Origin of the sequence: Archangium lipolyticum (genome assembly GCF_024623785.1) — a bacterium.
Taxonomy (GTDB): Bacteria; Myxococcota; Myxococcia; order Myxococcales; family Myxococcaceae; genus Archangium; species Archangium lipolyticum.
This window is the reverse complement of sequence record NZ_JANKBZ010000004.1, coordinates 512461-535318: the sequence shown is the minus strand read 5'-3', so window position 1 is coordinate 535318 and position 22858 is coordinate 512461. Positions and strand designations below refer to the sequence as shown.

The following is a 22858-nucleotide window of genomic DNA, read 5'->3' as shown; positions in this document are numbered from 1 at the left end:
CTCCGCTCGGGGCCATGAGCCCTTCTTCCCGACGCGCCCTGGATGCACCCGAGGGTGAGCTGGTGGTCCTCTCCCGCGCTCTCGTCGAGCACGCTACCGAGGTCTCCCGGACGAGCCCCCGCCGCCGCATCATCCTGCCCTTCCACAAGGCCGAGGCCGAGACGCTGCACCGGATGCTCAACGTCATCCAACCGGACAGCTATGTGCGGCCCCACCGGCACCTGGAGCCGCCGAAGTCGGAGGCCTGGGTGGTGCTGCGGGGCGCGGTCGCCTTCTTCACCTTCGAGGAGGATGGCCGCGTGCGCGACTGCCTGGCGCTGGAGGCCGGTGGCGAGCACTTCGGCGTGGACCTCGCCCCGGGCATCTTCCATGGCCTCGTGGCGCTCGCTCCGGACACTGTCATCTACGAGGTGAAGAACGGCCCCTACGCACCGGCCAATGACAAGTCCTTCGCACCCTGGGCGCCCGCGGAGGGCACCCCGGAGGCCGCGAGCTACCTGGCCCGGCTGAGCGAGGAGTTCCGGCGGCGCCACCCCTAGCGGCTGGCCGCCTGGGGTCCGGCGGAGCAGGCTGACGGGGAAGCTCCTCCGGCAAGTGTGTCACGAACGCGCGTCGAGCCCTCCAACGTCCATGGGAGCACTGCACATGGACGATACGAGCGCACGGGTATTTCCAATTCGAGAGGCAGAGGGGTCGGTCGGCGGGCTCGCGCCTCGCCCGGAGGTGTCACCCCGTCAGCAACGAGCCAGGGCACGGGTGGCCGCGAGGTGCAACGCGCTGACCGTGCTCGTGCCCATCCAGACCGACATCGAGGGGTGCTGGCGGCTGGAGACGGTGTTGAAGGAGATCGGCCAGGACACCCTGCACAACCCGCACATCCCCTTTCATTCCTTGAAGGCCACGCACTTCCTGCGCTGGGTCATCGTGCCGGGCAGCGGCCGGCGGATGCTGGCCTTCGAGGCCAACTTCGACGGCTCCGTGGGGGAGTTCCTCGACGACCTCATCCGGGTGGCCGGGAAGACGCTGAGGGAGCGCATCTACTGCCACTGCGACCTCCCACGGGACGCCTCGGACGAGGAGCTCCAGGGCTTCCTGCTCGACCACGCGCTGCCGGAATCGCTCTTCTACCGGGGCTATCCGGGCCTGACCGTGGAGAGCATCGACAACGATGCCCGGGTGCGCGAGCTCATCAACGAGTATCTCGCGCTCCCCCGGGAGGGCCGTTTGAGGCAGGGGCGAGAGCTCCAGGAGGACATCCGGCGGTACCTCGAACGGGCCCAGCCGGTGCCGCGGCTCGACCCGGAGCCGTTGCCGTGGAAGACGCGGCTGCTGCGGACGCGGTTCGTGCGCACGTTCCTGGCCGGGCTCTCGCTACCGGTGGGCATTCCCCTGGGACTGGCCCTGCTGTGCCAGGAGGCCCTGGAGGTGGCGACGGAGAAGGTGAGGGCGTTCGCGGGCAGGCGCGAGCCGGTGGTGCACGCCTACGGCGATGAGGACGCCAGCCGGCTGGGCGAGCTGCTCGGGCACGAGGACTTCGCGACGCAGAACCAGCTCACCCACGTCGTGGACCTCAAACCGGGCCTGTTGCGGCTGCCGCTCATCAAGCTGGCGTTCCGTTACTGGGGCTACCTGGCGACGTACTACTTCGACGAGGGCAAGCTCGGGGGCATCGAGGGCATCCACTTCGCCCGCTGGGTCCTCGTCAAGGACGGGCAGGAGGGCGGGAAGCGGCGGCTGCTGCGCCGCGCGAAGTACCGCGTGCTCTTCTTCAGCAACTACGACGGGAGCTGGGAGAGCTACCTCGGCAGCTTCGTGGACCGGGCCAGCATCGGCCTCACCACCATCTGGTGCAACACCGAGGGCTTCCCGCGCACGCGCTTGTTGCGGCGGCCCTTCCGCCTGGAGCTGGGCGCGGACCGCGAGGAGGCCTTCAAGCAGTGGGTGCGTCAGCACCAGGTGCCCACCCAGGCCTGGTTCACCCGGCACCCGGACAAGAGCATCAGCAATATCGCCAACAACAGGGAGATCCGCTCGAGGGTCCGGGTGCGGATGAGCCCGGAGCGGACGAGGCAATGGCTGCTGTGTCTGTAGCGCCGCGCGGTGGATGGGAGACGGAGAACATGAAGCAACCATTCGAAACACATGACATCCAGGCGCTGCTCTTCGCGGGCTATGGGGAGCTTCGGCGCGCGCGCTACCTCTTCCTCCAGATGGGGGACGTGGCGCGGGCGAAGAAGTGGCTGAGGGACATCGCCTCGGAGGAGGTGACCACCCAGAAGGCGCTCGAGATGCGCAAGGCGAAGGGAGAGAAGAAGCGCCACGCGCTGCACGTGGCCTTCTCCGCGAGCGGCCTGCGGAAGCTCGGGTTGAGCGAGCAGGTGGTGGGCTCCTTCCTACCCGAGTTCGTGAAGGGCATGGCCGAGGAGTACCGGGCCCGCGCCCTCGGTGACACGGGCACGAGCGCGCCGGCGAACTGGCAGTTCGGCCGGCCGGACGAGGGAGGGGCGCAGGACATCCACCTCGTCCTCATGCTCTTCACCCATGGGAACCTGGATCAGTCGGGGTCGATGGACGCCTATCACCAGCGGCATCGCCAGCGGTATGAGGCGCATGGCCTGCGCGAGGTCTTCATCCAGGACGCCTACCTGCAGCCCATGGTCCGGGACGATGGCACCGAGGAGGGTTCCCGGGAGGCGTTCGGCTACCGGGATGGCATGACGCAGCCCACCTTCGAGGGAGCCCCTCTGAAGCCGGGGCAGAGCGCGCCCGTCAAGGCGGGGGAGTTCATCCTCGGCTACGAGAACGAGTACGGGCAGCTGCCCTTCACGCCCGTCGTGCCCGCGGAACAGGACCCCCAGGGGCTGCTGCCCGTGCTCGACGTCAAGTGCTCCACGGCGAAGGACCTGGGGCGCAATGGCTCCTACCTGGTCATCCGCAAGCTGCGGCAGGACGTGGACGCCTTCGAGCGCTTCCTGTCCGAGCACAGCCACGACCCCGAGGACCCCGAGGGAGACGCGGCGCGCAAGGAGCTGTTGGCGGCCAAGATGATGGGACGGTGGCGCAGTGGCGCGCCGCTCTCGCTGTGCCCGGCGAAGGATGACCCGGGGCTCGGCAAGGACCCCTCGCGCAACAACGACTTCAGCTTCGCGTCGGACCCGAAGGGGCTGCGCTGCCCCCTCAACGCGCACGTGCGCCGGAGCAACCCGCGCGATGGGCTCATTCCCGGAGATCCAAAGGAGTCGCTGAAGATCTCCAACCGCCACCAGCTCCTGCGGCGCGGCCGGCCGTACAAGGACCCGGACGGCGAGCAGGGGCTGATGTTCCTCGCCCTCAACGCCAACATCCGGCGCCAGTTCGAGTTCGTCCAGCAGACCTGGATGAACAATCCGAAGTTCGCCGGGCACTACGACAGCAGGGATCCCATCGCCGGGGACAATCATGATCCGGCGGTGGAGGGGAGCGATCCCCATGCCTACTCGGTGACCATTCCCGCCGAGCCGGTGCGCCAGCGCCTCACCGGGCTGCCCCGCTTCGTCCACACGCGGGGCGGCGGCTACTTCTTCCTGCCGGGAATCCGGGCGCTGCGCTTCCTGGCTTCGTGACCGACCCCCGACATTGCTCCTGCCCTCCCGACCCGTTGCATTGCCCGGTGACCATGGGACCCATAACTTCATTCATCAAGGCTCTCTGGAGAGAGGGCCCGTCGACCGGGGAGTAGGGAATGCAAGACAAGACCGGTCACAATCTGGACACGTCCCACGTCGACGATGGCGACTTCGGCGATTCCTTCCTGAAGGAGGTGGCGCAGCAGCCTCCACCGTTCCGCAAGCCGGTTCGCGGGGAGAGGCTGGGGGGCTCGGATGGCCGCCGGTTCGAGATCCTCGCGGAGCTGGGGGGTGGGGCCATGGGCCGGGTCTTCCGCGCGCGCGACGAGGAGCTGCAACGCGTGGTGGCCCTCAAGTTCCTCCTCCCGCGCGAGGGCCGGGGTGAGCGGTGGATGATGAACCTGCTGCGCCAGGAGGCCCGGGCCATCGCGCAGCTCGACCACGAGAACATCGTCCGCATCTTCGACGTCTCCGAATGGGTGGGTGCGCAATGGGAGCCGCGCATTCCCTTCCTCATCATGGAGTGCCTGGAGGGCGAGTCGCTCGCCGCGCTGCTCCACCGGGAGAAGCGGCTCGGCGTGCGGCGCGCGCTCGACATCATGATCGCCGTGGCCGCGGGGCTGGAGCACGCGCACGAGCGCCACATCGTCCACCGCGACCTCAAGCCCAGCAACGTCTACCTGGGCACTCAGGGCACGGTGAAGCTGCTCGACTTCGGGCTCGCGTGGCTGACGTCCGGCGTCGCCGCCGCCGGGCAGTACCTGCCTTCCGCCGGCACCCCGCCGTACATGTCCCCCGAGCAGTGGGCGGGCGAGAAGCAGGATGAGCGCACGGACCTCTGGTCCGCTGGCGTCATGTTGTACGAGATACTCACCGGCGAGCTGCCCTATCCGAGCGCCACCCTGGAGGAGCTGCGCGCGAAGGTGGTGTCTCCCGAGCCGGTGCCCTCGGTGCGCGAGCGCCGTCCGGAGCTGCCCGAGGAGGTGGCGGCGTTGACCGCCTCGGCCCTGGTGAAGGATCCGGGGAGGCGTCTGCGCTCGGCCACCGAGCTGCGTGACAGGCTGCGCCGGCTGGAGGAGCGGCTGGGGCCCTGGCGTGAGGAGCCACGGTCCCTGGTGCCCCAGCGCCGGCCGGTGACGCTGGTGTCGTGTCGGCTGGTGGGCCTGACGGGGCTCGCGGAGCGGTTGGACCCGGAGGACTTCAGCGAGCTGGAGGCGGCCTTCCAGAAGCGCTGCTCGGAGATCATCCAGGGGCACGGCGGCTCCATCACCACCTGCCTGGGAGACGAGGTGCTGGCCTGCTTCGGCTACCCGGTGGCGCGCGAGGAGGACTCGGAGCACGCGGTGCGCGCGGGGCTGGAGTTGATCGGCTCGCTGGCGGTGCAGGTGGGCATCCACACCGAGATGGTGGTGTTCGACGACATCCTCCCGGAGCTGCGGGGGCGTACCCCGACCATCCAGGGCGAGGCCCCGCGCATCGCCGCCTGGCTGGCGCGGCGCGCGAAGCCCGGCTCGGTGGTGCTCAGCCACACCACGCATACGCTGGTGCAGCGCGGCTTCGAGTCCGAGGCGATCGGCGCGAGCACCTTCGAGGGTCTGTCCGGAGCGCGTCTCATGGAGGCCTGGCGCGTGACGCACGCGCGCAAGGCGGTGTTCCGGTTCGATCGGACGCTGGTCACCGGTGCGCTCTCCCCGCTGGTGGGCCGCGACCGCGAGCTGGGGATGCTCATGGGCCGTTGGGAGGAGGCCCGTGAGGGCAGGGGCTCCTTCGTGCTCGTCCAGGGCGAGGCGGGTATCGGCAAGTCCCGCCTCATCCAGGAGCTGCGCCAGCGGGTGTCTCCCGCCACCAGCATCCGGCTGCGTTGCCAGTGCTGGAGCCAGTTCGGCAACAGCGCCTTCCACCCCATCATCGACATGCTGCAGCACCTCTTCCGGTTGGAGCCGGAGGGCTCGCCACGTGACAACCTGGCCAGGCTGGAGGCGAGCCTGGGCGCGTTTGGCATGGAGCCAGACGCCATGGCCCTCATCGCCGCCTTCCTCTCGTTGCCGGTGAAGGAGAACCTGCCCGTCCTCCAGCTCTCACCGGACCGGCAGAAGGATCGCACCCTCGAGGCGCTGGCGGTCCTGTTGCTGCGCATGGCCCGGGAGCATCCGGTGTTCGGCGTGGTGGAGGACCTGCACTGGGCGGACCCGTCCACGCTGGATCTGCTCGGCCACGTGCTGGGCCGGGTGGGCGGCTCGCGCGTGATGCTCGTGCTGAGTGCCCGCCCGGGCTTCCAGCACACCTGGCCCGTCCCGGAGCGGCTCCACACCCTCTGCCTGGACCGGCTGCCGGCGCGGCTCACCGCCACGCTGGTGCAGGAGGCGGCGGGAGGCCGCGAGCTGTCCGGAGAGCAGGTGCAACAACTGGTGGCCAAGACGGATGGCATCCCCCTCTTCGTGGAGGAGATGACGCGCATGGTGCTGGAGGGGGGCACCCTGTCCTCCATTCCCGTCACCCTGCACGAGCTGCTGCTGGCGCGCCTGGACCGGCTGCCGGAGCGGCTCAAGGCCCTGGCCCAGGTGTGCGCGGTGGTGGGGCGCGACTTCTCCCATGCGCTGCTGGCCACGCTGACGCGGCGCGACTCCTCCGCGCTGTTGGAGGACATGGAGGAGCTGGTGGCCGCGGGGCTGCTCCAGCGCGAGGAGGAGGACGGGCAGGGGCCCCGCTACCACTTCCGCCACGCCCTGCTCCAGGACGCGGCCTACCAGTCCCTGCTGCGCAACACCCGGCGCCAGCACCACCGGCGCATCGCCCAGGCGCTGGTGGAGCAGTTCCCCGAGGTGGTGGAGACGCAGCCGGAGTTGCTGGCCCACCACTACACCGAGGCGGGCGAGTACGATCCGGCCATCCGCTCGTGGATGCAGGCCGGGATGCGCGCCAGCCTGCACTCGGCGAACCAGGAAGCGGTGAGCCATCTGCGGCAGGCGTTGAAGCTGCTGCGCTCCCTGCCCGATGCCGGACAGCGCATCCAGCAGGAGCTGCAGCTGCTCATCGCGCTCGGCATTCCGCTCTCCCAGGTACAGGGCTACCGCTCGCCCGAGGTGAAGCAGACGTACGTGAGGGCGCGCGAGCTCTTCGGGCTGGTGGGAGAGGCGCTGCCGGGCCTGGAGCTGTCCTACTGGGGGCCCTACGCCTACTACTTCGCCCGGGCCGAGTACCGCCTGTCGCACGAGCTGGCCGAGCAGCTCGTGGGGCTGGGCTCGCGTCAGCACAACCAGGAGCTGCTGGCCCTGGGCTACCGGATGATGGCCACCGACTTCTTCATCTGGGGCCGGATGGGCCAGGCGCGCGAGTTCGTGGAGCGCGCGGTGTCCTGCGCGGACTTCACCCTGGCGCAGCACCGCGAGCTGGCCGTGCGGCACTGGGTGGACCCGAGGTCCATGGCGCTGATCCACGCCGCCGTCGTCCACTCCGTGCTCGGCCAGCTGGAGCAGGCGCGGCAGTACCGCGTCGAGGCGGTGGCGCTGGCCGGGCGCATCGGCCATGTGCACACCCGGGCGTATGTGTTGTTGTACGCGGCCCTGTCCTGCCAGCTGTGCCGCGACGCGCGGGGCACGCTCGAGCTGGCCGAGGAGTGCCATGCCCTCTCGCGCGAGCACTGGTTCCGCCTGTGGCTGGTGTGGTCGGGCCTGCTGCGAGGCTGGGCGCTCGCCGAGCTGGGGCAGGCCGAGAAGGGGCTGGAACAGATGCGTGATGGGCTGAGCAGGTGGCGGATGGTGGGCCTGCGGGCCGGCATGCCGCACCACCTCGGGCTGTTGGCGGAAGTGCACCTGCGGTTGGGGCAGCCCCAAGAGGCGCTGCTCTCGGTGCACGAGGGATTGAAGTGGGGCGAGGCGGTGGGCGAGCACTTCTATGAGGCGGAGCTGCACCGGATTGGCGCCGAGGCCCAGCGGGCGTTGGGCCACGAGGAGGAGGCTCGCGAGGGCTTCCTCCAGGCGGTGCGCATCGCGCGCGAGCAGGGGGCCGGGGGGTACGAGCGGCACGCCTTGCTGGCCATGGAGTCATCGCCAGGGGAGCCAGGCGCCGGTGCGGAGGCTCCGCGCCCGGTGTGAGAGGAAGACATGGAAGCCGACGGTCCAGGACGAGGGAGAGCCACCATGCAGTTGGAAGAGCGCGAGAAGCTGGAGCAGGAGATCCGTGAGCTGTGCGGCCGGGGCGAGCTGGCTGGAGCCGTGGAGCGGGCGCTGGAGGGATATGGGCAGGAAATAATGAGGCTGATGGCATCGGTGCTGCACGACTACGAGCGGAGCCGGGATGCCTTCAGTCTCTTCAGCGAGAACCTGCTGCGGGGGTTGTCGGGCTTTCGCTGGGAGAGCTCCTTCCGGACGTGGGCGTACCGGCTGGCGCGCAACGCGTGTTACCAGGTGATGCACGCACCCGCGGGGAGGGAGCAGCCGGTGAGCATGTCGGCGCTGCCGGACGAGGCGATGAAGCCGCGCTCGGAGACACGGCCCTGGCAGCGCACCTCGGTGAAGGAACGTTTCCGCGCGCTGCGCGAGAGTCTGGATCCACAGGAACGGATGTTGTTGTTGCTCCGGGTGGACCAGCGGCTGTCCTGGGAAGAGGTGGCGCGGGTGATGTCCGAGGGTGAGGAGGACCTGACGGACGCGGCGCTCAAGCGCAAGGCGGCGGCGCTCCGGCAGCAGTTCCAGCGCATCAAGACACACCTGCGCTCGCTCGCAGAGGAAGAGGGATTGATCGCCTCGGGGGATTCCACCACGCACGTGTGAATCCAATCCCAGATGGTGGCCGAGCATCTCGTCCAGACGATCGCGAGCGACCGGACAGGCCCTCCCATGCCCTCGCGCGGGGCGGACGAGTGGCGTGAGCCCGCTCGGCGGCTGCATCGGGGCATGACAGGCCAAAGCCTTGTGGGAAGCCAAAGACGGCTCCCAGCAAGGAGGCCAGGATGATGAAGGGTTTCAAGCGCGCGGTGGTTCTTGGCACGGCGGCCACGGCCCTGCTTCTCGCGGGTGGTTGCCGCGATCAGCAGCGGGGTCAGCAGGGACCGCAGTACGTCCCGTCACAGGATCAGGGCACGGGCGGCGCGGGCCAGTCCGGGTCCCAGCAGCAGCCGGTGGACGTGAATCCGCAGCCGGACCAGGAAGGCTTCAAGACCGCGCCCGAGGAGCAGACGGCCCCGCACGGCATCGACGACGACCAGGGCCGGGGCGGCTCCGGGATGGATCAACCGGTGGACGTGAATCCGCAGCCGGACCAGGAAGGCTTCAAGACCGCACCCGAGGAGCAGACGGCCCCGCACGGCATCGGCGACGAGCGTGACCCGGAGGGGTCCAGCGAGGACCCGCGGCCGCAGCGTGACGAGCAGTAGGCTCGAAGCCGCGTGAGCCTCGGCACGTGGGGCGCCTCACTCCTCGTTCAGGGGGAGTGAGTGCAGCTCCGCGGGCCAGTCTTCTTCTTTCCTGGGCTGCGCCGCCGGGACACGCCTGGCGGTGTCGGGTTCCAACGGGGCCGACAGGAGCTCTTCCTCGAAGATTTCGTGGAGCAGCGCATCGGTGGCCTCGCGCGCCTGCTGGAGCGTCGTGAGCCGGGCCTCGGCGGCGCGTGGACGCTCCTCGCCGGAGAGGGGAATGACCGCCACGGCCGAGGGTGGCATGACCCGGGGGACACGAGGCGCCGCGGGCTCCCGAAGTGTGGCGGGCTGGTCGAAGACGCGCTTCTCACCCGTAGAGGACGGTTCGTGGGGTTCGTATTCCTCGGATGCGCCGTGGGCGCGTTCATCACCCTTGCCCATCATCTGCTCCTGACTGGCGCGGCACCGGACCTCCACCTACCGCGTCCCTGGCCTAATGCATGGCGCCTGACAGGGGGATGGGCAAGGGTCGCCAGATAGACGAAAGCCCGGAACCGTCTCGCGATCCCGGGCCCTGGACGCCTGTCTGGCGCCTGGCTGGCTGTTTCACATCTCGAGGGGCGGCTGGGGGCCAGGCACGATGCCCGCGATGTCGGGATCCTCGTCGCCCGGCTGCCTGGGGGGCTTGGCGTCCTTGTCGCGCTGACGCTCGGCCTTCTTGGCCTCCTTGTCGCGCTGTTTCTGCTGGCGAGCCATTTCCTTCTGTCGCTTTGTCGACCTTCCCTGCATGGGGTCTCCGGGGAAAGGGTGAAAAAAGAAGCCCAGCCTCAAGGGAGGCCGGGCCTCGTGAATGAAAGGTAAGGAGCCGGAGGCGCGCGATCAGCCGATCGGGCGAACGTTCTCGGCCTGCAGGCCCTTGGGGCCCTTCTTCACGTCGAATTCCACCTTCTGGCCCTCGGCCAGGGTGCGGAACCCGTCGGTCTGGATCGCGGTGTGGTGGCAGAACACGTCGGGGCCCCCGCTGTCCTGGGTGATGAAGCCGAAGCCCTTCGCGTCGTTGAACCACTTCACAGTTCCACTTGCCATTGCTCTGATTCTTTCCCTTGCAGTCCGGCGTCCATCGACGAACTGCTCGCTCACTGGAGCGATAACCGGGCCTACACCTGTCCAGGGGGCGAAGTCGAGCCGGGAAATCCTCCCCGTCCCGCTTTCGCACTGTTGGATGCAGGTCCGCGATCCACCACATAACACTCATGGGCGGGCACCTGTTCCAAGGAATCGACAGGGGGTCCGGACGACCCCAGGGGAATAAAGGCCTTCAGCTCCGGGTGCCGCTCGCCACGGTGTGGGGCGGCAGGGGACGGCGCCAGCGGGCCCACAGCAGGTCCACGCCCGCGGCGAGCGCCGCGCCGGCCGCGTAGCAGAGCAGGTCGGACCCGACGAAGCCGCGGCCCAGGAGGAGGGCGCCGAAGCGGTTGGCCCGGAGCGCATCGAGCCAGGGTGTATGGAAGAGCTGGCTGAGCTCGACGAGCACGGAGATGCCGAGGGCCCAGGCCGCCGCCCGGCGCACCGGGATGCGCGGCCGCGCGAAGACGAGGCACAGATAGACCATGGTAGCCCACAACGTGTCACCCGTGTACGCCCGGAGGAAAGGTGGCAGGTACACCGCCGCCAGGGCCGAGCGCGAGCCCAGGCCCAGCGCGATGACGAGGAGCATCAGGGGCACGAGGAGCAGCCGCCCGCGCGCGGGAGGGTGTTGCTCGGGGGCCGGAGTACCGGGGCTCATGCGGTACAGTGTACCGCTGGCGCGTCCCCGCCCTGGAGGAGTCATGCGTTTGAATGATGACGCTCGCTGGCCGTCTGAGTGGACAGATGCAGCAAGGACATCACCCAGAAGGATGACTCCCATGAAGGCCCTCTTCGCCGCCGTTGCCCTCCTCACCGCCGCCGCCGCTTCCGCCCAGACGGCGCCCGTTCCCTCACAGGCCGCTCCGGCGCTCGCGCCGCCTCCGGGCCAGGCCACCGGCAGCGCGCCCCCGATGGCCTCCGGTTTCCGGGGTGATGACGACAACGAGCTCTGGCGCGGCCGTCGCGGCACTCCGGTGGTCGTCGAGCGCGAGGACCTGGAGCAGCGCCTCGCCCGGCTGGAGCGGTTGCTCGGTGAGGCCTTCGAGCGCAGCGGGCGGGGCAGCGGCAAGGGCAAGCTCCGCGAGGCCTACGAGGAGCTGAACGACATCCGCGAGGTGATCGCCGAGGCCCCCGAGCTGCGTGGCCGCGGCCCGCGCCCCACGCCGCCTCCTCCCCCCGTCCCGGCGTATCAGCCCATCGCCGACGGCAGGCTGCAGAAGATCCTGAACGCCATGGCGCGCGAGCCCTTCGGCAAGGACAAGATGAACGTCCTGGAGGACGGCGCCGAGGGCAACTACTTCCTCGTCGGCCAGGTGCAGCAGGTGCTGGGCCAGTTCCAGTTCTCCAAGGACCGGCTGCAGGTGGTGCGGATGCTGTGGTCGCGCGTCCTCGACCGGCAGAACGGCTTCCAGCTCTACAACGCCTTCCAGTTCTCCAATGACAAGGAAGAGCTGAAGCGCATCATCTCCGGCTGAGCCCGGATTCGCGGTGGCCTTCCAGGGGCCAGGCTCGTGGGGCGAGGATGCCCCGGCGGGTCTGGCCCTTCGGCTTTCCGGAACCGTGCGCGCGGGCACGTTCGCTGGTTGAATGGCCCCGCTCATGCGCCCGCGCACCCGCCGAGTGACGCTCCTGGCCGTGCTGGGGGGGCTCCTGCTCCTCGCACTGCTCGTCGTCCCGGGCCTGCTCCGGGGACTGTCCCTCGTGGCGAGGGCCGCCGGCATGCAGGGGGGCGCGGCCGGGCGCATCGCCCGCTGGGGCACCGGCCCCTTCTCCGTCGAGGACGCACGCATCCCCTCGCGCCACGGCCCCTTGCGCGCCCGCGTCTTCCGGCCCGAGCACCCCCATGGAAGGACCGTGCTCCTCACCCCCGGCGTGCACGCGGACGGCATCGACGAGCCCCGGTTGACGGCCTTCGCCCGGAACCTCGCCGCCGGGGGCCTCACCGTCATCACCCTCGAACTGCCCGACCTGCTCCGCTACCAGCTCACCCCGCGCGAGCCGGACATGATCGAAGACGCCGCCCTCTGGGCCTCCTCGCGGCCGGAGCTCGCACCCGATGGGCGCGTGGGCCTCATGGGCATCAGCTTCGCCGGCGGGCTCTCCGTCGTCGCCGCGGGCCGGCCCTCGCTCGCGGGCAGGGTCGCCTTCACCTTCTCCCTCGGAGGGCATGGGGACCTGTCGCGCGTGCTCTCCTTCCTCTGCACCGGCGTCCAGTCCGACGGTCAGCGCCGCAAGCCTCATGACTACGGCGTGGTCATCCTCCTGCTCAACATGGCCGGCCAGCTCGTCCCCCCCGAGCAGGTGGAGCCGCTGCGCGCGGGCCTCCTCGCCTTCCTTCGCGCCTCGCACTTCGCCATGCACGATGCGCAGCGGGCCCTCGAGACCTTCGCCGAGGCCCGGCGGATGCAGTCGCTGCTACCCGAGCCCGCCGCCACCCTCATGCGTCACGTGAACGACCGGGATGTCGCCGCGCTCGGGTCGCTGCTGCTACCGCACGTGAAGGACTTCGCCGCTGACCCGGCACTCTCGCCCGAGCGCTCGCCTGCCCCGCGCACGCCCGTGTTCCTGCTGCACGGCACGGACGACACCGTCATCCCCGCCGTCGAGTCCACGCTCCTCGCGCACTGGCTGGCACCCCGGACCCGGGTGCGCCTCCTGCTCTCGCCCCTCCTCTCCCACGCCGCGCTCGATCGCCAGACGGACCTGACCGAAGTCTGGCGGCTCTCCGCCTTCTGGTCGGCGCTGCTCGACGAGTAGCGCGCCCTCGCCGCGTCAGGCCGGGGGCAGGCCCAGCAGCTCGCGAATCTGGGCGAGCATCTCCTCCTCGGAGAGGTTCACCTGGGTGTCGCTCTCGATGAGCGTGCGCACCGTCGCGAGCACCTCGTCCGGGCGCTGGCGCAGCAGGCCCAGGTTGGGCGCCGGCATGGGCTCGCCCGACTCCAGGCAGGACTCCAGCCGCTGCAGCTCCGGCAGGGGCACCTTCCACCGGCGGGCCGCGCCGAGCAGGGCCCGGGCCTCGCGCGGGTCGATCTCGTCATCGCTCCAGGCCACGTGCAGCAGCAGCTTGAGCAGCTCGATGTGGAAGCGGTCGTCGCTCGGTGTCGTCATCCGCGTGTCTCTCGGCCCCCGAGCGTCGCTCGTTCCAGTGCGCCCGTCCACGGACGGGCAGTGGCTCGCCCCCCGCCTCGGGAAGGGGCCGTTGTAGCCGTCCGGGCGACGTTCCCCACTCTGGAGGTCCTCCCGGCGGGGCCGCTCCCGGTACGCGTCGTGCCTTGTCGCCGCGGTGACAACACGCCTCCCGTCTCGCGTGTTGTCCGTCCGGCTATCCCGACTAAGCCAAGGGGTCGGAGCTCCCTCGGAGCGCGAGGCTGTCCAGCTGTTGGCACATCGGCTGCACAAACCCTCGTCCGCCGTCGCGAGCCCTCATGCGCGGGCGCTGGACGGCCGCCCTCGTTTCTCATTCTCCAAGGAGTTGGTTCCATGGCCCAGATTCGTCACGTGCTGCTGTCCCTGGTGTGTTGCGTCCTGCTGCTGTCGACGCAGGCCTCCGCGCAGGAGTGCAGCCTGTTCGACCGTGGGGAGTACGACGCGGTCTCCACCAAGGCGGAGAGCCAGCTCATCGAGCTGGAGAAGATCGCCGATGGCATCCTGGAGAAGGGAGTGCTGTCCGACGCGGAGGGAGAGCGCTACGACGCCCTCACCAATGATTACGCCTCGAGCATGATGGCGGCCTATCAGATCGTCTCCACGGCGGCCGAGGCGGCGGGCAAGTCCGAGGGCAAGGAAGGTGACGCGCGGCTCACGGCCGAGTTCGAGCTGCTCGCCTCCAAGCACGAGACGCGCACCGTGGCGCTGGCGCTCAAGTGGGAGAAGATCCACGCCGCCATCGCCCAGGGGGAGATCAAGGAGGCCCACCTGACGCTGCCGCAGGGCACCCCGAGCCCCGTGCAGCAGCTCACCCAGGAGGGCCAGCAGCAGCTCGCGAACCGGGACGTGCTGCGCCCCGATTTCCTCCAGCTGGCGGCGCTCGGTGAGCAGGAGAAGAGCTCCTTCGCCAATAGCTGCAAGGAGGCGGCCTCGGTCATCGGCAACCTGCTCATCCCCACCGCCGAGGCGGCGCAGATCGCCCGCTGCGTGCGGCCCTGCGTGGCCAAGAACTGGGGCGCGTGCGTGAACTGCATCCGCAACGCGGGCCCGGTCGTCATCAACGCCTGGAACGACTTCGTGGGCTGCTGGAACGGCACCGGCGCGTGCAAGTGGTACAAGCCGTGGAACTGCGTCAAGAAGGCCTGGTGCCTGGCGAAGCTCATCGCCGTGCTCGCGTAACCCCCCTCGCGCGCCAGTTCCCCAGACGCCCCGGATCGGCCGAGCAGCCGGGCCGGGGCGTCCTGCTTTTCGAGGGCCCCCGTCGTGTCGGGGAATTGTCGTGTTAACGTTCGTTCATGTCCTCCATCGAGCGTACTCGTGGCACCACCGACGTTTCTCCCGAGGCTTCCGCGGCCGAGGACGTCAGCGTGACGAGGCCCTACGCGCACGCCCACCGCTCCTCGGAGCTGCCCGCGGTCCGGCGCTTCCTCCTCACCGTGGTGGAGGGTCCCGGGGCTGGCACCGTCTGGGACTCGGTGTCCGATGCGTGCTCCATCGGTTCGCACCCGAGCAATGACGTTTCGCTCGATGACTCCACCGTGTCCCGCTTCCACTGCGACATCCGCGTGGGCCCCAAGGGCGCGCGGGTGAGGGACCTGGACAGCACCAACGGCGTCATCCTCGATGGTGTGCAGGTGGCCGAGGGGTACCTGCGCGGCGGGAGCCTCCTGCGGCTGGGCCGCGCGGTGGTGCGCTTCGACTACAGCTCGGACAGCAACCGGCTCCCCGTGTCCGAGCGCACGCGCTTCGGCTCGCTGGTGGGCGTGTCGGTGCCGATGCGCATGTGCTTCGCCCTGCTGGAGCGCGCGGCGGCCCGCGACGTGACGGTGCTGCTGGAGGGCGAGACGGGCACCGGCAAGAGCCAGGCGGCCCAGGCCATCCACCAGGAGTGCGCCCGCCGCGACAAGCCCTTCCTCACCGTGGACTGCGGCGCCATCCCGCCGGACCTGCTGGAGAGCGAGCTGTTCGGCCACGAGAAGGGCGCCTTCACCGGCGCGGCCTCCCGCCGCATCGGCGCCTTCGAGGAGGCCCATGGCGGCACCGTCTTCCTCGACGAGATCGGCGAGCTGCCCGCCGAGCTCCAGCCCAAGCTGCTGCGCGTGCTGGAGACGCGCGAAATCCGCCGCGTGGGCACCAACACCTACGCGCCGGTGGACGTGCGCATCATCGCCGCCACCAACAGGGACTTGCGCGCGGAGGTGAACGCGGGACGTTTCCGCTCGGACCTCTTCTTCCGGCTGGCGGTGCTGCGCATCCCCCTGCCGCCGGTGCGCCAGCGCCCCGAGGATCTGCAATTGCTGGTGGAGCAGATACTGGGCTCGCTGGGCGCGGACCCCGAGCGGACGAAGGCGCTGCGCTCGCACGGCTTCATCTCCCGGCTGGAGCAGGCTGCGTGGCCGGGCAACGTGCGCGAGCTGCGCAACTACCTGGAGCGCTGCCTCGTGTTCGAGGACACGCTGGCGCTGTCGGACGTGGCGCCCACGGGCAGCCGCTTCGAGGTGGATCCGAAGGTGCCCTACGCCGAGGCGAGGCGGCTCGCCCTGGACGACTTCGAGCGGCGCTACCTGCGCGCGCTGCTGGAGCTGCACCAGGGCAAGGTGTCCCAGGCGGCCTCCAGCGCGGACATGGACCGCGTGTACCTGTACCGCCTGCTGCGCCGGCACGGCATCAAGTGAGCCTCACGCCGCGCGCCGGGTGACGTGGCGCAGGCTCTCCTTCCCGGGGAGCGGCGCCACCTGGAAGGTGTCCTCCAGCCCCTCGAGCGCCGTCTCCGTCACCACCACGCCCCGGCCCGGGTGCCCCGTCGTCCAGGCCGACAGGCGCAGCAGCCGGCCACCCCCCAGGCCCTGTCTGCCGCTCGCGTCCGGCCTCAGCGTCGCCGTGTCCACGTGCAGCGTGGGCGCCAGGAACACCCGCGCCAGCCGGAGATCCTGCAATGGCTCCTCCGCCAGCGAGAGCGCCAGCTCCAGCACCCGGCGACGGAACTCCCGCTCGGCGCCCGCGTCCTCCGGCAGCGCCGCCACCCCCAGCAGGAAGCTGCTCCCCTCCACCATCACCGTCAGCCCCACCGCGTCCGCCTTCGCCCGCGCTCCCTCCAGCAGCGCGTCCACCACGTCCAGCGTGGCGTCGTCGATCTGCCCCTCGATGAGTGCCTCCACGTACAACCCCAGCGCTCGCACCTGCCTCGAGCGACCCGGCCCCGTCCCCCTCACCGCGCGCCGCAACTCCTCCAGCACCGCGTCCACGTCCGGGTACCGGTCCTCCCTCCGCTTCTCCAGGCAGCGCCCCACCACCGCGTCCAGTGCCGCTGGCACCGGTGCACGCTCGCTCGCTCTCGGCACCGGCGCGTGCAGGTGCTGCTCCTCCAGCTCCACCAGCGTCGTCCCCTGGAAGGGCGGCTGTCCCGTGACGAGCTGGTACAACAACACGCCCAGCCCGTAGAGGTCCGTCCGCGCGTCCGGCGTCTCCCCGCGGATCTGCTCCGGTGCCATGGACAGCGGCGTGCCCAGCACCATGCCCGTGCTCGTCACCATCGAGCCCGCTTCCTCCGGCGCCAGCAGCTTCGCCACCCCGAAGTCCACCAGCTTCACCAGCGGCCCCATCGCCCTCGGCAGCACCACCACGTTCTGGGCCTTCAGGTCCCGGTGGACGATGCCCGCCCCGTGCGCCGCCCTCAGTGCCGAGCCCACCTGCTCCAGCAGCTCCAACGCCTCGCGCGCCGAGAAGGGCCCTCGCGCCGCCAGCTCCGCCGCCAGGTCCCTCCCCTCCAGCCACTCCATGGCGATGAAGGGCCGGCCATCCGCCAGTGTCCCGTGCTCGAGCACGTCCACGATGTGCGGGTGCTTCAGCCGCCGCAGCGTCTCCGCCTCCTGCTGGAAGCGGCGCAGCGCCCCCCGCGCCGCGGCGAACTGCGGCCTCATCACCTTCAGCGCCGCGGGCTCCCCGGTGCGGGCCTCACGCGCGCGATAGAGCGTCGAGACACTGCCCCGGAACCGGGTGCTCTCGACGATGTAGCCGCCCACCTGCGCTCCCGGTGAGAGCTCCTCTCCATAGAGCGAGTGCTCGCCGTCCTTCGGGTTCGTCATGGTCGCGGGCTCGGGAGTCTACTTCCTGGGGCGCGGCCACCACTGACAGAGGCTCGTGTCCTTCGTCTGGAGCTCGCACGGGGCGTGGAGGTAGACGGTGACGGGCTCCGTCCACTGCTCCTGCTCCGGGTCCTGGCACAGCTCGAAGTCCCCATCCCCGCTGACGAGCGGCCCGTCCTCCACGAGGCACTTCGAGGCGGAGGGGTTCGAGGGGTCGATGCACGCACCCGTCACCGTGGCCGCGCAGTCGGCTCCCGAGCCGGGCAGCGCGCACACGCGATGCGTGGCGTACGCCGAGCCCTGGGTCCACTCCGGCGCGTAGCAGGAGAACATCTTCCGGTACACCGAGCCGTTGATGTGCTGATCCTTGCCCACGATGCGGCCCTCCTTGGTGACGGACACCTCCGCCTTCAGCGCAGCCGAGTCGAAGATCGTCCCGTAGAAGGCGCCCTCCCGGTAGCGGAAGACCTCGCCCTCGGAGAGCGCGTAGGCCGTTGCCGCCGCCGTGCCCGTCTCCACCCCCACGCTGGCCGTGCTCCCCAGCCAGCTGTTGTACGGAGCCAGCATCACGTTGAAGTCCCCCGACGCGGGGCAGGTGAACGTCACCGCTGGCGGGGTCGCCGCGCACGTGCCCTCGCTCTGCGCGAGCCGGCGCGAGTGGGATGAGTCACAGCCGATGATGCCGGCACACACGCGCAGCACCGAGCGGCCACTCGTGGTGACGCCCAGCGCCGGGCCCGTGGAGCACCGGTCCGGGGCCCGCCCTCCCGCTCCCAGCCGCACCGTCTGGCCCGGCACGCACCGGCCGATGTGGCCCGGCCGCCAGCCACAGTTCCGGTTCGCTCCGCTCTGGAGCGTGGTGCAGCCCAGGAAGCTCGGCACGTACTGCGCGAGGTCCGGGTCGTAGTCCACCGCGCCCGTCTGCGACTCCATCTCGAAGCGCGTGAGGTCCTCCGGGTCCTCGCCGCGGATGGACAGCTCCACCCTCCGGCCGAAGGCGTTGTTGCGCGCCAGGATGCAGGCCGACACCCGGCGCCTGCACTCCTCCGTCGGCACCCCTTCCCGCCACTGCGTGCACAGGCCCGCCTTGCCCTTCCACTGGCGTACCTCGCCGCTGAGCGGCTCCTTCCAGGTGAGGGCCTGCGTCTCGTCGAGCGCGCAGCCCACCAGGTACTCCATGAAGTGCTGCGCATCCTCGTCCCGCAGCTGCAGTTGCAGGTACCCGTCGCCCGTCTCCGGGTCGAACAGGTCCGCCAGTCCCTGGCCCGGTATCCCCTCGGACGGCACTCCCTTGCCCGCTACCAGATCGTTCGCCCGGCGGTTGGTGGAGATGGCGTTGAAGACGAGCGCCCGCGTGGTGAGGGAGTTGGCCACGCGCATCTCCGCCTCCACCCCGGCCAGTGCCTCGCTCTCCTCCAACTGCTCGGGCTGGCAAGCCAGGCCGCCGAGCAGGGTCGACACGCCCAGTACAAGGGGATGGAACCGGAAGTGCATGGAACGGAAGGACCGCCGGATGGACGTGAAATTCATGTGCGCGGGGTGTGCACGGGGCGGGCCATGGGGAGCGGGCATTTCGTGTCCTCGGGTGGACGGTGGGGAAGGGGGGCGCTGTTGCCCTGGAGGCTACAGCGCCGGAGGGGCGGGTGTTGCCTCCCAGGCTACGCGCAGCGCGTCCAGCCGCGCGCGCCACAGGGGAGAGGCCGCCGCGGTGCGCTCGGCCCGGGTGAGCCACTCGCCGGCCTCGTCCCGGCTCCCGGCCCCCAGCGCGGAGCGGGTGGCCTGGTACAGCACCTCCGTCAGCTCGTCGCCCGAGGTGTTCGGCTCGGCCTCCGCGACGAGCGCCTTCCAGTCCTCCGCGCTCCTCGTGCCGGTATCGGCCTCGCGCAGTTGCAGCTCCACCAGCCGCCACAGGACCAGGGTGTTGGGCGGGGCGCTCTCGCGGCGGCAGTGCTCGGAGAGCCATGCCAGGAGCCTCCGCGCCTCCTCCAGGTCTCCACGCGCCGCGCACACGCGCGCCAGCAGCACCGCGTCCACCGCCACCGGGTGCTCGGCGAAGAAGCGCACGCCCAGCTCGTGCGCGCGCCGCGCCAGCCGCCAGGACTCCTCCGTGCGCCCGGCCCAGTGGAGGAACTCGGCCAGGTTGCCCGAGGCCCACCGCTCTATCTGCGGGTGTCCCAGCTCGCGCGCCAGGGCCGAGGAGCGCCGCAGGTCCTCCAGCGCCGCCTCCACGTCCCCGCGCACGCGCCAGAGGAAGGGCCGGTTGATGAGCGTGGCCGCCTCGTGCAGCGTGTCCCCCTCCTTGCGGCACAGCGCGAGCCCCTCGTCGAAGGCCCGCATGGACTCGTCCGCCTGCTCCTGGAGCGCCAGCCCCGTGGCCCGCATCATTAGAGCGATGACGCGCGTCTCCGTGTCCCTGAGGAGCGCGGCGGACTCCTCCGTGGCCGTCAGCAGCCGCGTCGCACGCGTCCAGTCCCCCTGCCGCCACGCCTGTCTCGCGCGGGCCAGTGAGCAGCGCACGGAGAGGCGCGGGTCATCCAGCGCGTCCGCCTTGTCGAGCGCCTCCTGCGTGCGCGCCGCCGTGCCCTCGCCGTCCTCCAGCCAGTCCAGGACGGTGGCCTCCTCCAACAGCAGATCCACCTCCAGCGCGGTGTGGCCCAGCACCCCGGCCAGCTCGCGCGCCGCCTTCAGGTCCGCGAGGGCCTCTCGGAAGCGATGCGTGCGGTAGCGCACCCGGCCTCGCCCGGCCAGGACTCGCGCGCGCCGCTCCGAGTCTCCCTCCGGCAGCTGCGCCAGGGCGTGCGTGTAGTCCTGCTCCGCCTCCACGTAGCGGTGCGCCTGCCGCGCGCCCTCGGCCAGCGAGAACCAGGCGGTGAAGGACTCCTCGTGCGCGCCACAGGCCGCGGCATGGCGTGCGCGCCGGCGCTGCTCCGTGGCGCCTCCTCCCGAGAGGCTTCGCAGCGCCGCCGCGTGCAGGGCCCGGCGCCACGGGGTGGGCAGGGCTCGCTCCAGGGCCTCGCGCAGCTGGGGCTGCCGGAAGGCGTAGCGGTCCGCGGCCACCGCCCGCAGCACTCCCGCGCGCTCCAGCCTCACGAGCCCCGCTCCCGCGTCCAGGCCGGCCACGTGCGGGGTGTCCTCCTTTATATCGAGGTGACGCTGGGCCGCGTCCACCTGCGCCACCGTCAGCTCCTGGCCCAACACCGCGCACAGCTGCGCCAGCCCCTGGTGCGCCGCGGGCAGCACGGAGAGGGCCCTCGCGGCGAGCCGCTCGAAGAGGGGCGTCACCGAGACGTGCAGCAGCTCGTCCGCGGCCACGTACCCTTCACCGCCCGCCGTGGCGCGCAGTGCCCCCGAGGCCCTCAGCGCCTCGGCCACCTCCACCAGCGACAGCGGCACGCCCTGCGCCAGCTGCTCCAGACGGGCCAGCACGGGCTCGGCGATGAACTCGGCGGGGCGCAGCAGGTACAGCAGCAGCGCGCGGCTGGCCTCGGGCGCGAGTGGGGGCAGGACATGGCGCGCGAGGTGTCCGGCCCGCTCTCCGAGGAGGGGGCGCAGGCCGAGCAGCTCGGGACGGCCGGCGGCGCACACCCAGAGGGGTACTTCTGGCGCGGCGAGCGTGGCCACCTCCAGCGCGTCCAGGCACGTGGGGTCCGCCTGGTGCGCATCGTCCAGGAGGAGGGCCAGGGGTTGCCGGGTGGCGAGCTGGCGCAGGGCCTCGGCCACGGCGCGGGCGAGGGTGTGGCGCCGGGCCCTGGAGGGCAGCGCGGGCGGCGTGGCCGTGTCCGGGTGGGCCTGGGCCCAGAGCGCGTTCAGGAGCGCATCCGCGGAGGACTCGTCGGGGTGGGGGGCGGCGAGCCGCACCACCCGGGCCCGGCCTTCCGACTCCAGCCGGGCGGCGAGCGCGTCGAGCAGGCGCGTCTTTCCGTGGCCCGCCTCGCCCGTGAGGACGGAGAGGCCGGGGCCATGGCCCGAGAAGGAGCGGGCCGCGTCGGCCAGGAGAGAGTCGAGCAGCGCGTTGCGGCCCACGAGGGGCGGCGGCTCGGTCGCTGACGGGGCGCGGGTGATGGCGGAGTCCCCGGTGAGCAGCAGGGAGCCCGAGGGGCCAGGCGTCGTCGCGCCCTCTCCGAGCCGTGCGGCGGCCTCGGGCGTGGCCAGCAGCAACGTGTCTCCACTGGAGGCCCCGGTGGGCCACCAGGAGTCCGGCTGCTCCAGCGCGGTGCCCGCCAGGCGGGTGACGGTGGCACCGGGGCGTACGCGCAGCTCCGCGAGGTGGAGGACGGCGGTGGTGCCGGGCTCGTCGAGCAGCTGCCGGGCGGAGCGCGCGGCGGCGCGGAGTCCCGCCTCGGCCGAGGGGTGCTCGGGGAAGGCGATGAGGTAGCGGCCCGGGTGCACGCGCGCGAGCAGCCCGCCCTCGGGCGCCACGGTCGAGACGAGCTGGTCCACGGGCAGCTCGCCGCGCACCCCGAGGACGGCCATCAGCCGCAGGCCCCGGGGCCGTGCGGGGGCGAGCGCGTCCTCGGCGGCACCGGGCGCGGAGGTGTCGGTGCGGCGGGCGGCATCGAAGGCGGCGAGGAGCTCGGAGGCGGAGCCGAAGCGCGCGGTGCGATCCTTGGCGAGGCACCGCAGGAGGACATCATCGAGGGCCGGCGGCACGGGAGCGCGCTCGGAGACGCGAGGCGGCCGGAGGCTGACGTGGCCCCGGAGCACCTCGTCCGCCCCACCGGTGAAGGGCGGTGCGCCGGTGAGCAGCTCGAAGAGGAGGACGCCGAGCGCGTAGAGGTCCGTGCGCGCATCCACGTCACGGGATTCGAGGCACTGCTCGGGAGCCATGTAGACGGCGGTCCCGAGCCGCTGGCCGGTGCGGGTGAGGCTGACGGAGGCCTCGGGCTCGCCGGGGTCGGAGTCATCGAGGAAGCGCGCGAGGCCGAAGTCGAGCAGGCTGAGCGCGCCGCCCTCGCGGAGGAAGACGTTCTCGGGCTTGAGGTCGCGGTGGACGAGCCCCGCGCCATGCACGCGCTCCAGGGCGCCGCACAGTCCGGCGAGCAGCTCGTGCACGTGCGAGAGGGGAGCGGCGCCAGAGCCGGGGAGCGCGGCCATCCAGGCGGCGAGTGTCTGGCCGCGCAGGCGCTCGAGGACGAGGTAGGGCTGGGCGTCGAGGGCGCCTTCGTGGAGGACGTCGGGGACGATGGGAGGGCCCACGCGGCGCAGGGCGGAGGCCTCGCGGGCGAAGCGAGGGCCGAAGGGGCCGCGAGCCACCTTCAGGGCCACCTCGCGTCCGTCCTCGTCGCGGCGGGCGGAGAAGACGCGGGAGAAACCCCCGGAGCCGATGAGCGCCAGGGAGTGGAAGCCGGGCAGCCCGGGCACGGGGAGGGGCTCGGGCTCCAGGGAGGGCCGGGGCCGCTCCGCGTGCACGGGGCAGGCGGCGCCAGGAGCGAGGCGACGATGGCAGACCGGGCAGCGCATGGGAGGGCGGTGGGGAGCCGCCGGGGTGGGAGGTTAGCAGAAGCGTTGATTCCCGGTGGCGCGGCATACTTCCACCT

The 22858-nt window shown here is 71.2% G+C and carries 18 protein-coding genes; 10 read left to right on the top strand and 8 right to left on the bottom strand.

The window, feature by feature from the left end; genetic code table 11:
- Positions 1 to 14 precede the first annotated feature (14 nt).
- From NR810_RS12500 to NR810_RS12475, 6 genes are all read left to right on the top strand, one after another.
- A complete protein-coding gene (locus NR810_RS12500) occupies positions 15 to 539 on the top strand; it encodes a WbuC family cupin fold metalloprotein (RefSeq protein ID WP_257451794.1) in 525 nt (174 codons plus the stop codon).
- 217 nt (positions 540 to 756) lie between these two features.
- Positions 757 to 2091: a hypothetical protein gene (locus NR810_RS12495; protein ID WP_257451791.1), complete on the top strand. Its 1335-nt coding sequence runs from the start codon at positions 757 to 759 to the stop codon at positions 2089 to 2091.
- A 29-nt stretch (positions 2092 to 2120) separates the two neighbouring features.
- Positions 2121 to 3602, top strand: coding sequence for a Dyp-type peroxidase (locus NR810_RS12490; protein WP_257451788.1), 1482 nt, complete (start codon positions 2121 to 2123; stop codon positions 3600 to 3602).
- A 119-nt stretch (positions 3603 to 3721) separates the two neighbouring features.
- Positions 3722 to 7699: a protein kinase domain-containing protein gene (locus NR810_RS12485; RefSeq protein WP_257451775.1), complete on the top strand. Its 3978-nt coding sequence runs from the start codon at positions 3722 to 3724 to the stop codon at positions 7697 to 7699.
- Positions 7700 to 7744: 45 nt separating this feature from the next.
- Positions 7745 to 8377 (top strand): RNA polymerase sigma factor, encoded by a 633-nt coding sequence (locus tag NR810_RS12480; RefSeq protein ID WP_257451764.1) that lies wholly within the window; start codon positions 7745 to 7747, stop codon positions 8375 to 8377.
- A gap of 179 nt (positions 8378 to 8556) precedes the next feature.
- Entirely contained in the window at positions 8557 to 8979 is a 423-nt protein-coding gene (locus NR810_RS12475) for a hypothetical protein (protein WP_257451762.1), read from the top strand.
- A 36-nt stretch (positions 8980 to 9015) separates the two neighbouring features.
- Here the strand turns inward: NR810_RS12475 and NR810_RS12470 are convergent, their stop codons facing one another.
- The 4 genes from NR810_RS12470 to NR810_RS12455 all read right to left on the bottom strand — a co-directional run bounded on the left by NR810_RS12470 (position 9016) and on the right by NR810_RS12455 (position 10747).
- Positions 9016 to 9264 carry a hypothetical protein gene (locus NR810_RS12470; RefSeq protein ID WP_257451760.1) on the bottom strand — a complete coding sequence of 83 codons (249 nt, stop codon included), beginning with the start codon at positions 9262 to 9264 and terminating at the stop codon, positions 9016 to 9018.
- A gap of 303 nt (positions 9265 to 9567) precedes the next feature.
- A complete protein-coding gene (locus NR810_RS12465; protein WP_257451758.1) occupies positions 9568 to 9750 on the bottom strand; it encodes a hypothetical protein in 183 nt (60 codons plus the stop codon).
- 90 nt (positions 9751 to 9840) lie between these two features.
- The gene (locus NR810_RS12460; RefSeq protein ID WP_043411966.1) at positions 9841 to 10047 is read right to left on the bottom strand and encodes a cold-shock protein; all 207 of its coding nucleotides are present in this window, start codon (positions 10045 to 10047) and stop codon (positions 9841 to 9843) included.
- Between the two features lie 232 nt (positions 10048 to 10279).
- Positions 10280 to 10747, bottom strand: a complete 468-nt coding sequence (locus tag NR810_RS12455; RefSeq protein ID WP_257451754.1) for a ribosomal maturation YjgA family protein — start codon at positions 10745 to 10747, stop codon at positions 10280 to 10282.
- 121 nt (positions 10748 to 10868) lie between these two features.
- Between NR810_RS12455 and NR810_RS12450 the strand changes: the two genes are divergently transcribed.
- Together NR810_RS12450 and NR810_RS12445 are read left to right on the top strand one after the other, a co-directional pair.
- Positions 10869 to 11564, top strand: coding sequence for a DUF4476 domain-containing protein (locus tag NR810_RS12450; RefSeq protein ID WP_257451753.1), 696 nt, complete (start codon positions 10869 to 10871; stop codon positions 11562 to 11564).
- Between the two features lie 124 nt (positions 11565 to 11688).
- The gene (locus tag NR810_RS12445; RefSeq protein WP_257451751.1) at positions 11689 to 12846 is read left to right on the top strand and encodes a dienelactone hydrolase family protein; all 1158 of its coding nucleotides are present in this window, start codon (positions 11689 to 11691) and stop codon (positions 12844 to 12846) included.
- 15 nt (positions 12847 to 12861) lie between these two features.
- Here NR810_RS12445 and NR810_RS12440 read toward each other — a convergent pair whose 3' ends face one another.
- Positions 12862 to 13197, bottom strand: coding sequence for a TerB family tellurite resistance protein (locus NR810_RS12440; protein ID WP_257451749.1), 336 nt, complete (start codon positions 13195 to 13197; stop codon positions 12862 to 12864).
- 372 nt (positions 13198 to 13569) lie between these two features.
- On the opposite strand from NR810_RS12440, the gene NR810_RS12435 reads away from it, so the two are divergent.
- Both NR810_RS12435 and NR810_RS12430 read left to right on the top strand, forming a co-directional pair.
- A complete protein-coding gene (locus tag NR810_RS12435) occupies positions 13570 to 14415 on the top strand; it encodes a hypothetical protein (protein ID WP_257451747.1) in 846 nt (281 codons plus the stop codon).
- Between the two features lie 116 nt (positions 14416 to 14531).
- Positions 14532 to 15911, top strand: a complete 1380-nt coding sequence (locus tag NR810_RS12430) for a sigma 54-interacting transcriptional regulator (RefSeq protein ID WP_257451744.1) — start codon at positions 14532 to 14534, stop codon at positions 15909 to 15911.
- Positions 15912 to 15914: 3 nt separating this feature from the next.
- On the opposite strand, the gene NR810_RS12425 is transcribed toward NR810_RS12430, so the two are convergent.
- The 3 genes from NR810_RS12425 to NR810_RS12415 all read right to left on the bottom strand — a co-directional run bounded on the left by NR810_RS12425 (position 15915) and on the right by NR810_RS12415 (position 22682).
- Positions 15915 to 17321, bottom strand: coding sequence for a serine/threonine-protein kinase (locus tag NR810_RS12425; RefSeq protein WP_257451734.1), 1407 nt, complete (start codon positions 17319 to 17321; stop codon positions 15915 to 15917).
- 18 nt (positions 17322 to 17339) lie between these two features.
- A complete protein-coding gene (locus NR810_RS12420; protein ID WP_257451733.1) occupies positions 17340 to 18782 on the bottom strand; it encodes a hypothetical protein in 1443 nt (480 codons plus the stop codon).
- Between the two features lie 162 nt (positions 18783 to 18944).
- Complete coding sequence (locus tag NR810_RS12415) at positions 18945 to 22682, bottom strand: serine/threonine-protein kinase (protein WP_326522499.1); 3738 nt, start codon at positions 22680 to 22682, stop codon at positions 18945 to 18947.
- Positions 22683 to 22858 lie beyond the last annotated feature (176 nt).

Bases quoted from the DNA above. Each gene is read 5' to 3' on its own strand.
- NR810_RS12500 (WP_257451794.1), top strand. From the start codon at position 15: ATGAGCCCTTCTTCCCGACGCGCCCTGGATGCACCCGAGGGTGAGCTG.
- NR810_RS12425 (WP_257451734.1), bottom strand. From the start codon at position 17,321: ATGACGAACCCGAAGGACGGCGAGCACTCGCTCTATGGAGAGGAGCTC.
- NR810_RS12465 (WP_257451758.1), bottom strand. From the start codon at position 9,750: ATGCAGGGAAGGTCGACAAAGCGACAGAAGGAAATGGCTCGCCAGCAG.
- NR810_RS12485 (WP_257451775.1), top strand. From the start codon at position 3,722: ATGCAAGACAAGACCGGTCACAATCTGGACACGTCCCACGTCGACGAT.
- NR810_RS12450 (WP_257451753.1), top strand. From the start codon at position 10,869: ATGAAGGCCCTCTTCGCCGCCGTTGCCCTCCTCACCGCCGCCGCCGCT.
- NR810_RS12490 (WP_257451788.1), top strand. From the start codon at position 2,121: ATGAAGCAACCATTCGAAACACATGACATCCAGGCGCTGCTCTTCGCG.
- NR810_RS12480 (WP_257451764.1), top strand. From the start codon at position 7,745: ATGCAGTTGGAAGAGCGCGAGAAGCTGGAGCAGGAGATCCGTGAGCTG.
- NR810_RS12470 (WP_257451760.1), bottom strand. From the start codon at position 9,264: ATGCCACCCTCGGCCGTGGCGGTCATTCCCCTCTCCGGCGAGGAGCGT.
- NR810_RS12445 (WP_257451751.1), top strand. From the start codon at position 11,689: ATGCGCCCGCGCACCCGCCGAGTGACGCTCCTGGCCGTGCTGGGGGGG.
- NR810_RS12430 (WP_257451744.1), top strand. From the start codon at position 14,532: ATGTCCTCCATCGAGCGTACTCGTGGCACCACCGACGTTTCTCCCGAG.
- NR810_RS12460 (WP_043411966.1), bottom strand. From the start codon at position 10,047: ATGGCAAGTGGAACTGTGAAGTGGTTCAACGACGCGAAGGGCTTCGGC.
- NR810_RS12455 (WP_257451754.1), bottom strand. From the start codon at position 10,747: ATGAGCCCCGGTACTCCGGCCCCCGAGCAACACCCTCCCGCGCGCGGG.
- NR810_RS12475 (WP_257451762.1), top strand. From the start codon at position 8,557: ATGATGAAGGGTTTCAAGCGCGCGGTGGTTCTTGGCACGGCGGCCACG.
- NR810_RS12435 (WP_257451747.1), top strand. From the start codon at position 13,570: ATGGCCCAGATTCGTCACGTGCTGCTGTCCCTGGTGTGTTGCGTCCTG.
- NR810_RS12440 (WP_257451749.1), bottom strand. From the start codon at position 13,197: ATGACGACACCGAGCGACGACCGCTTCCACATCGAGCTGCTCAAGCTG.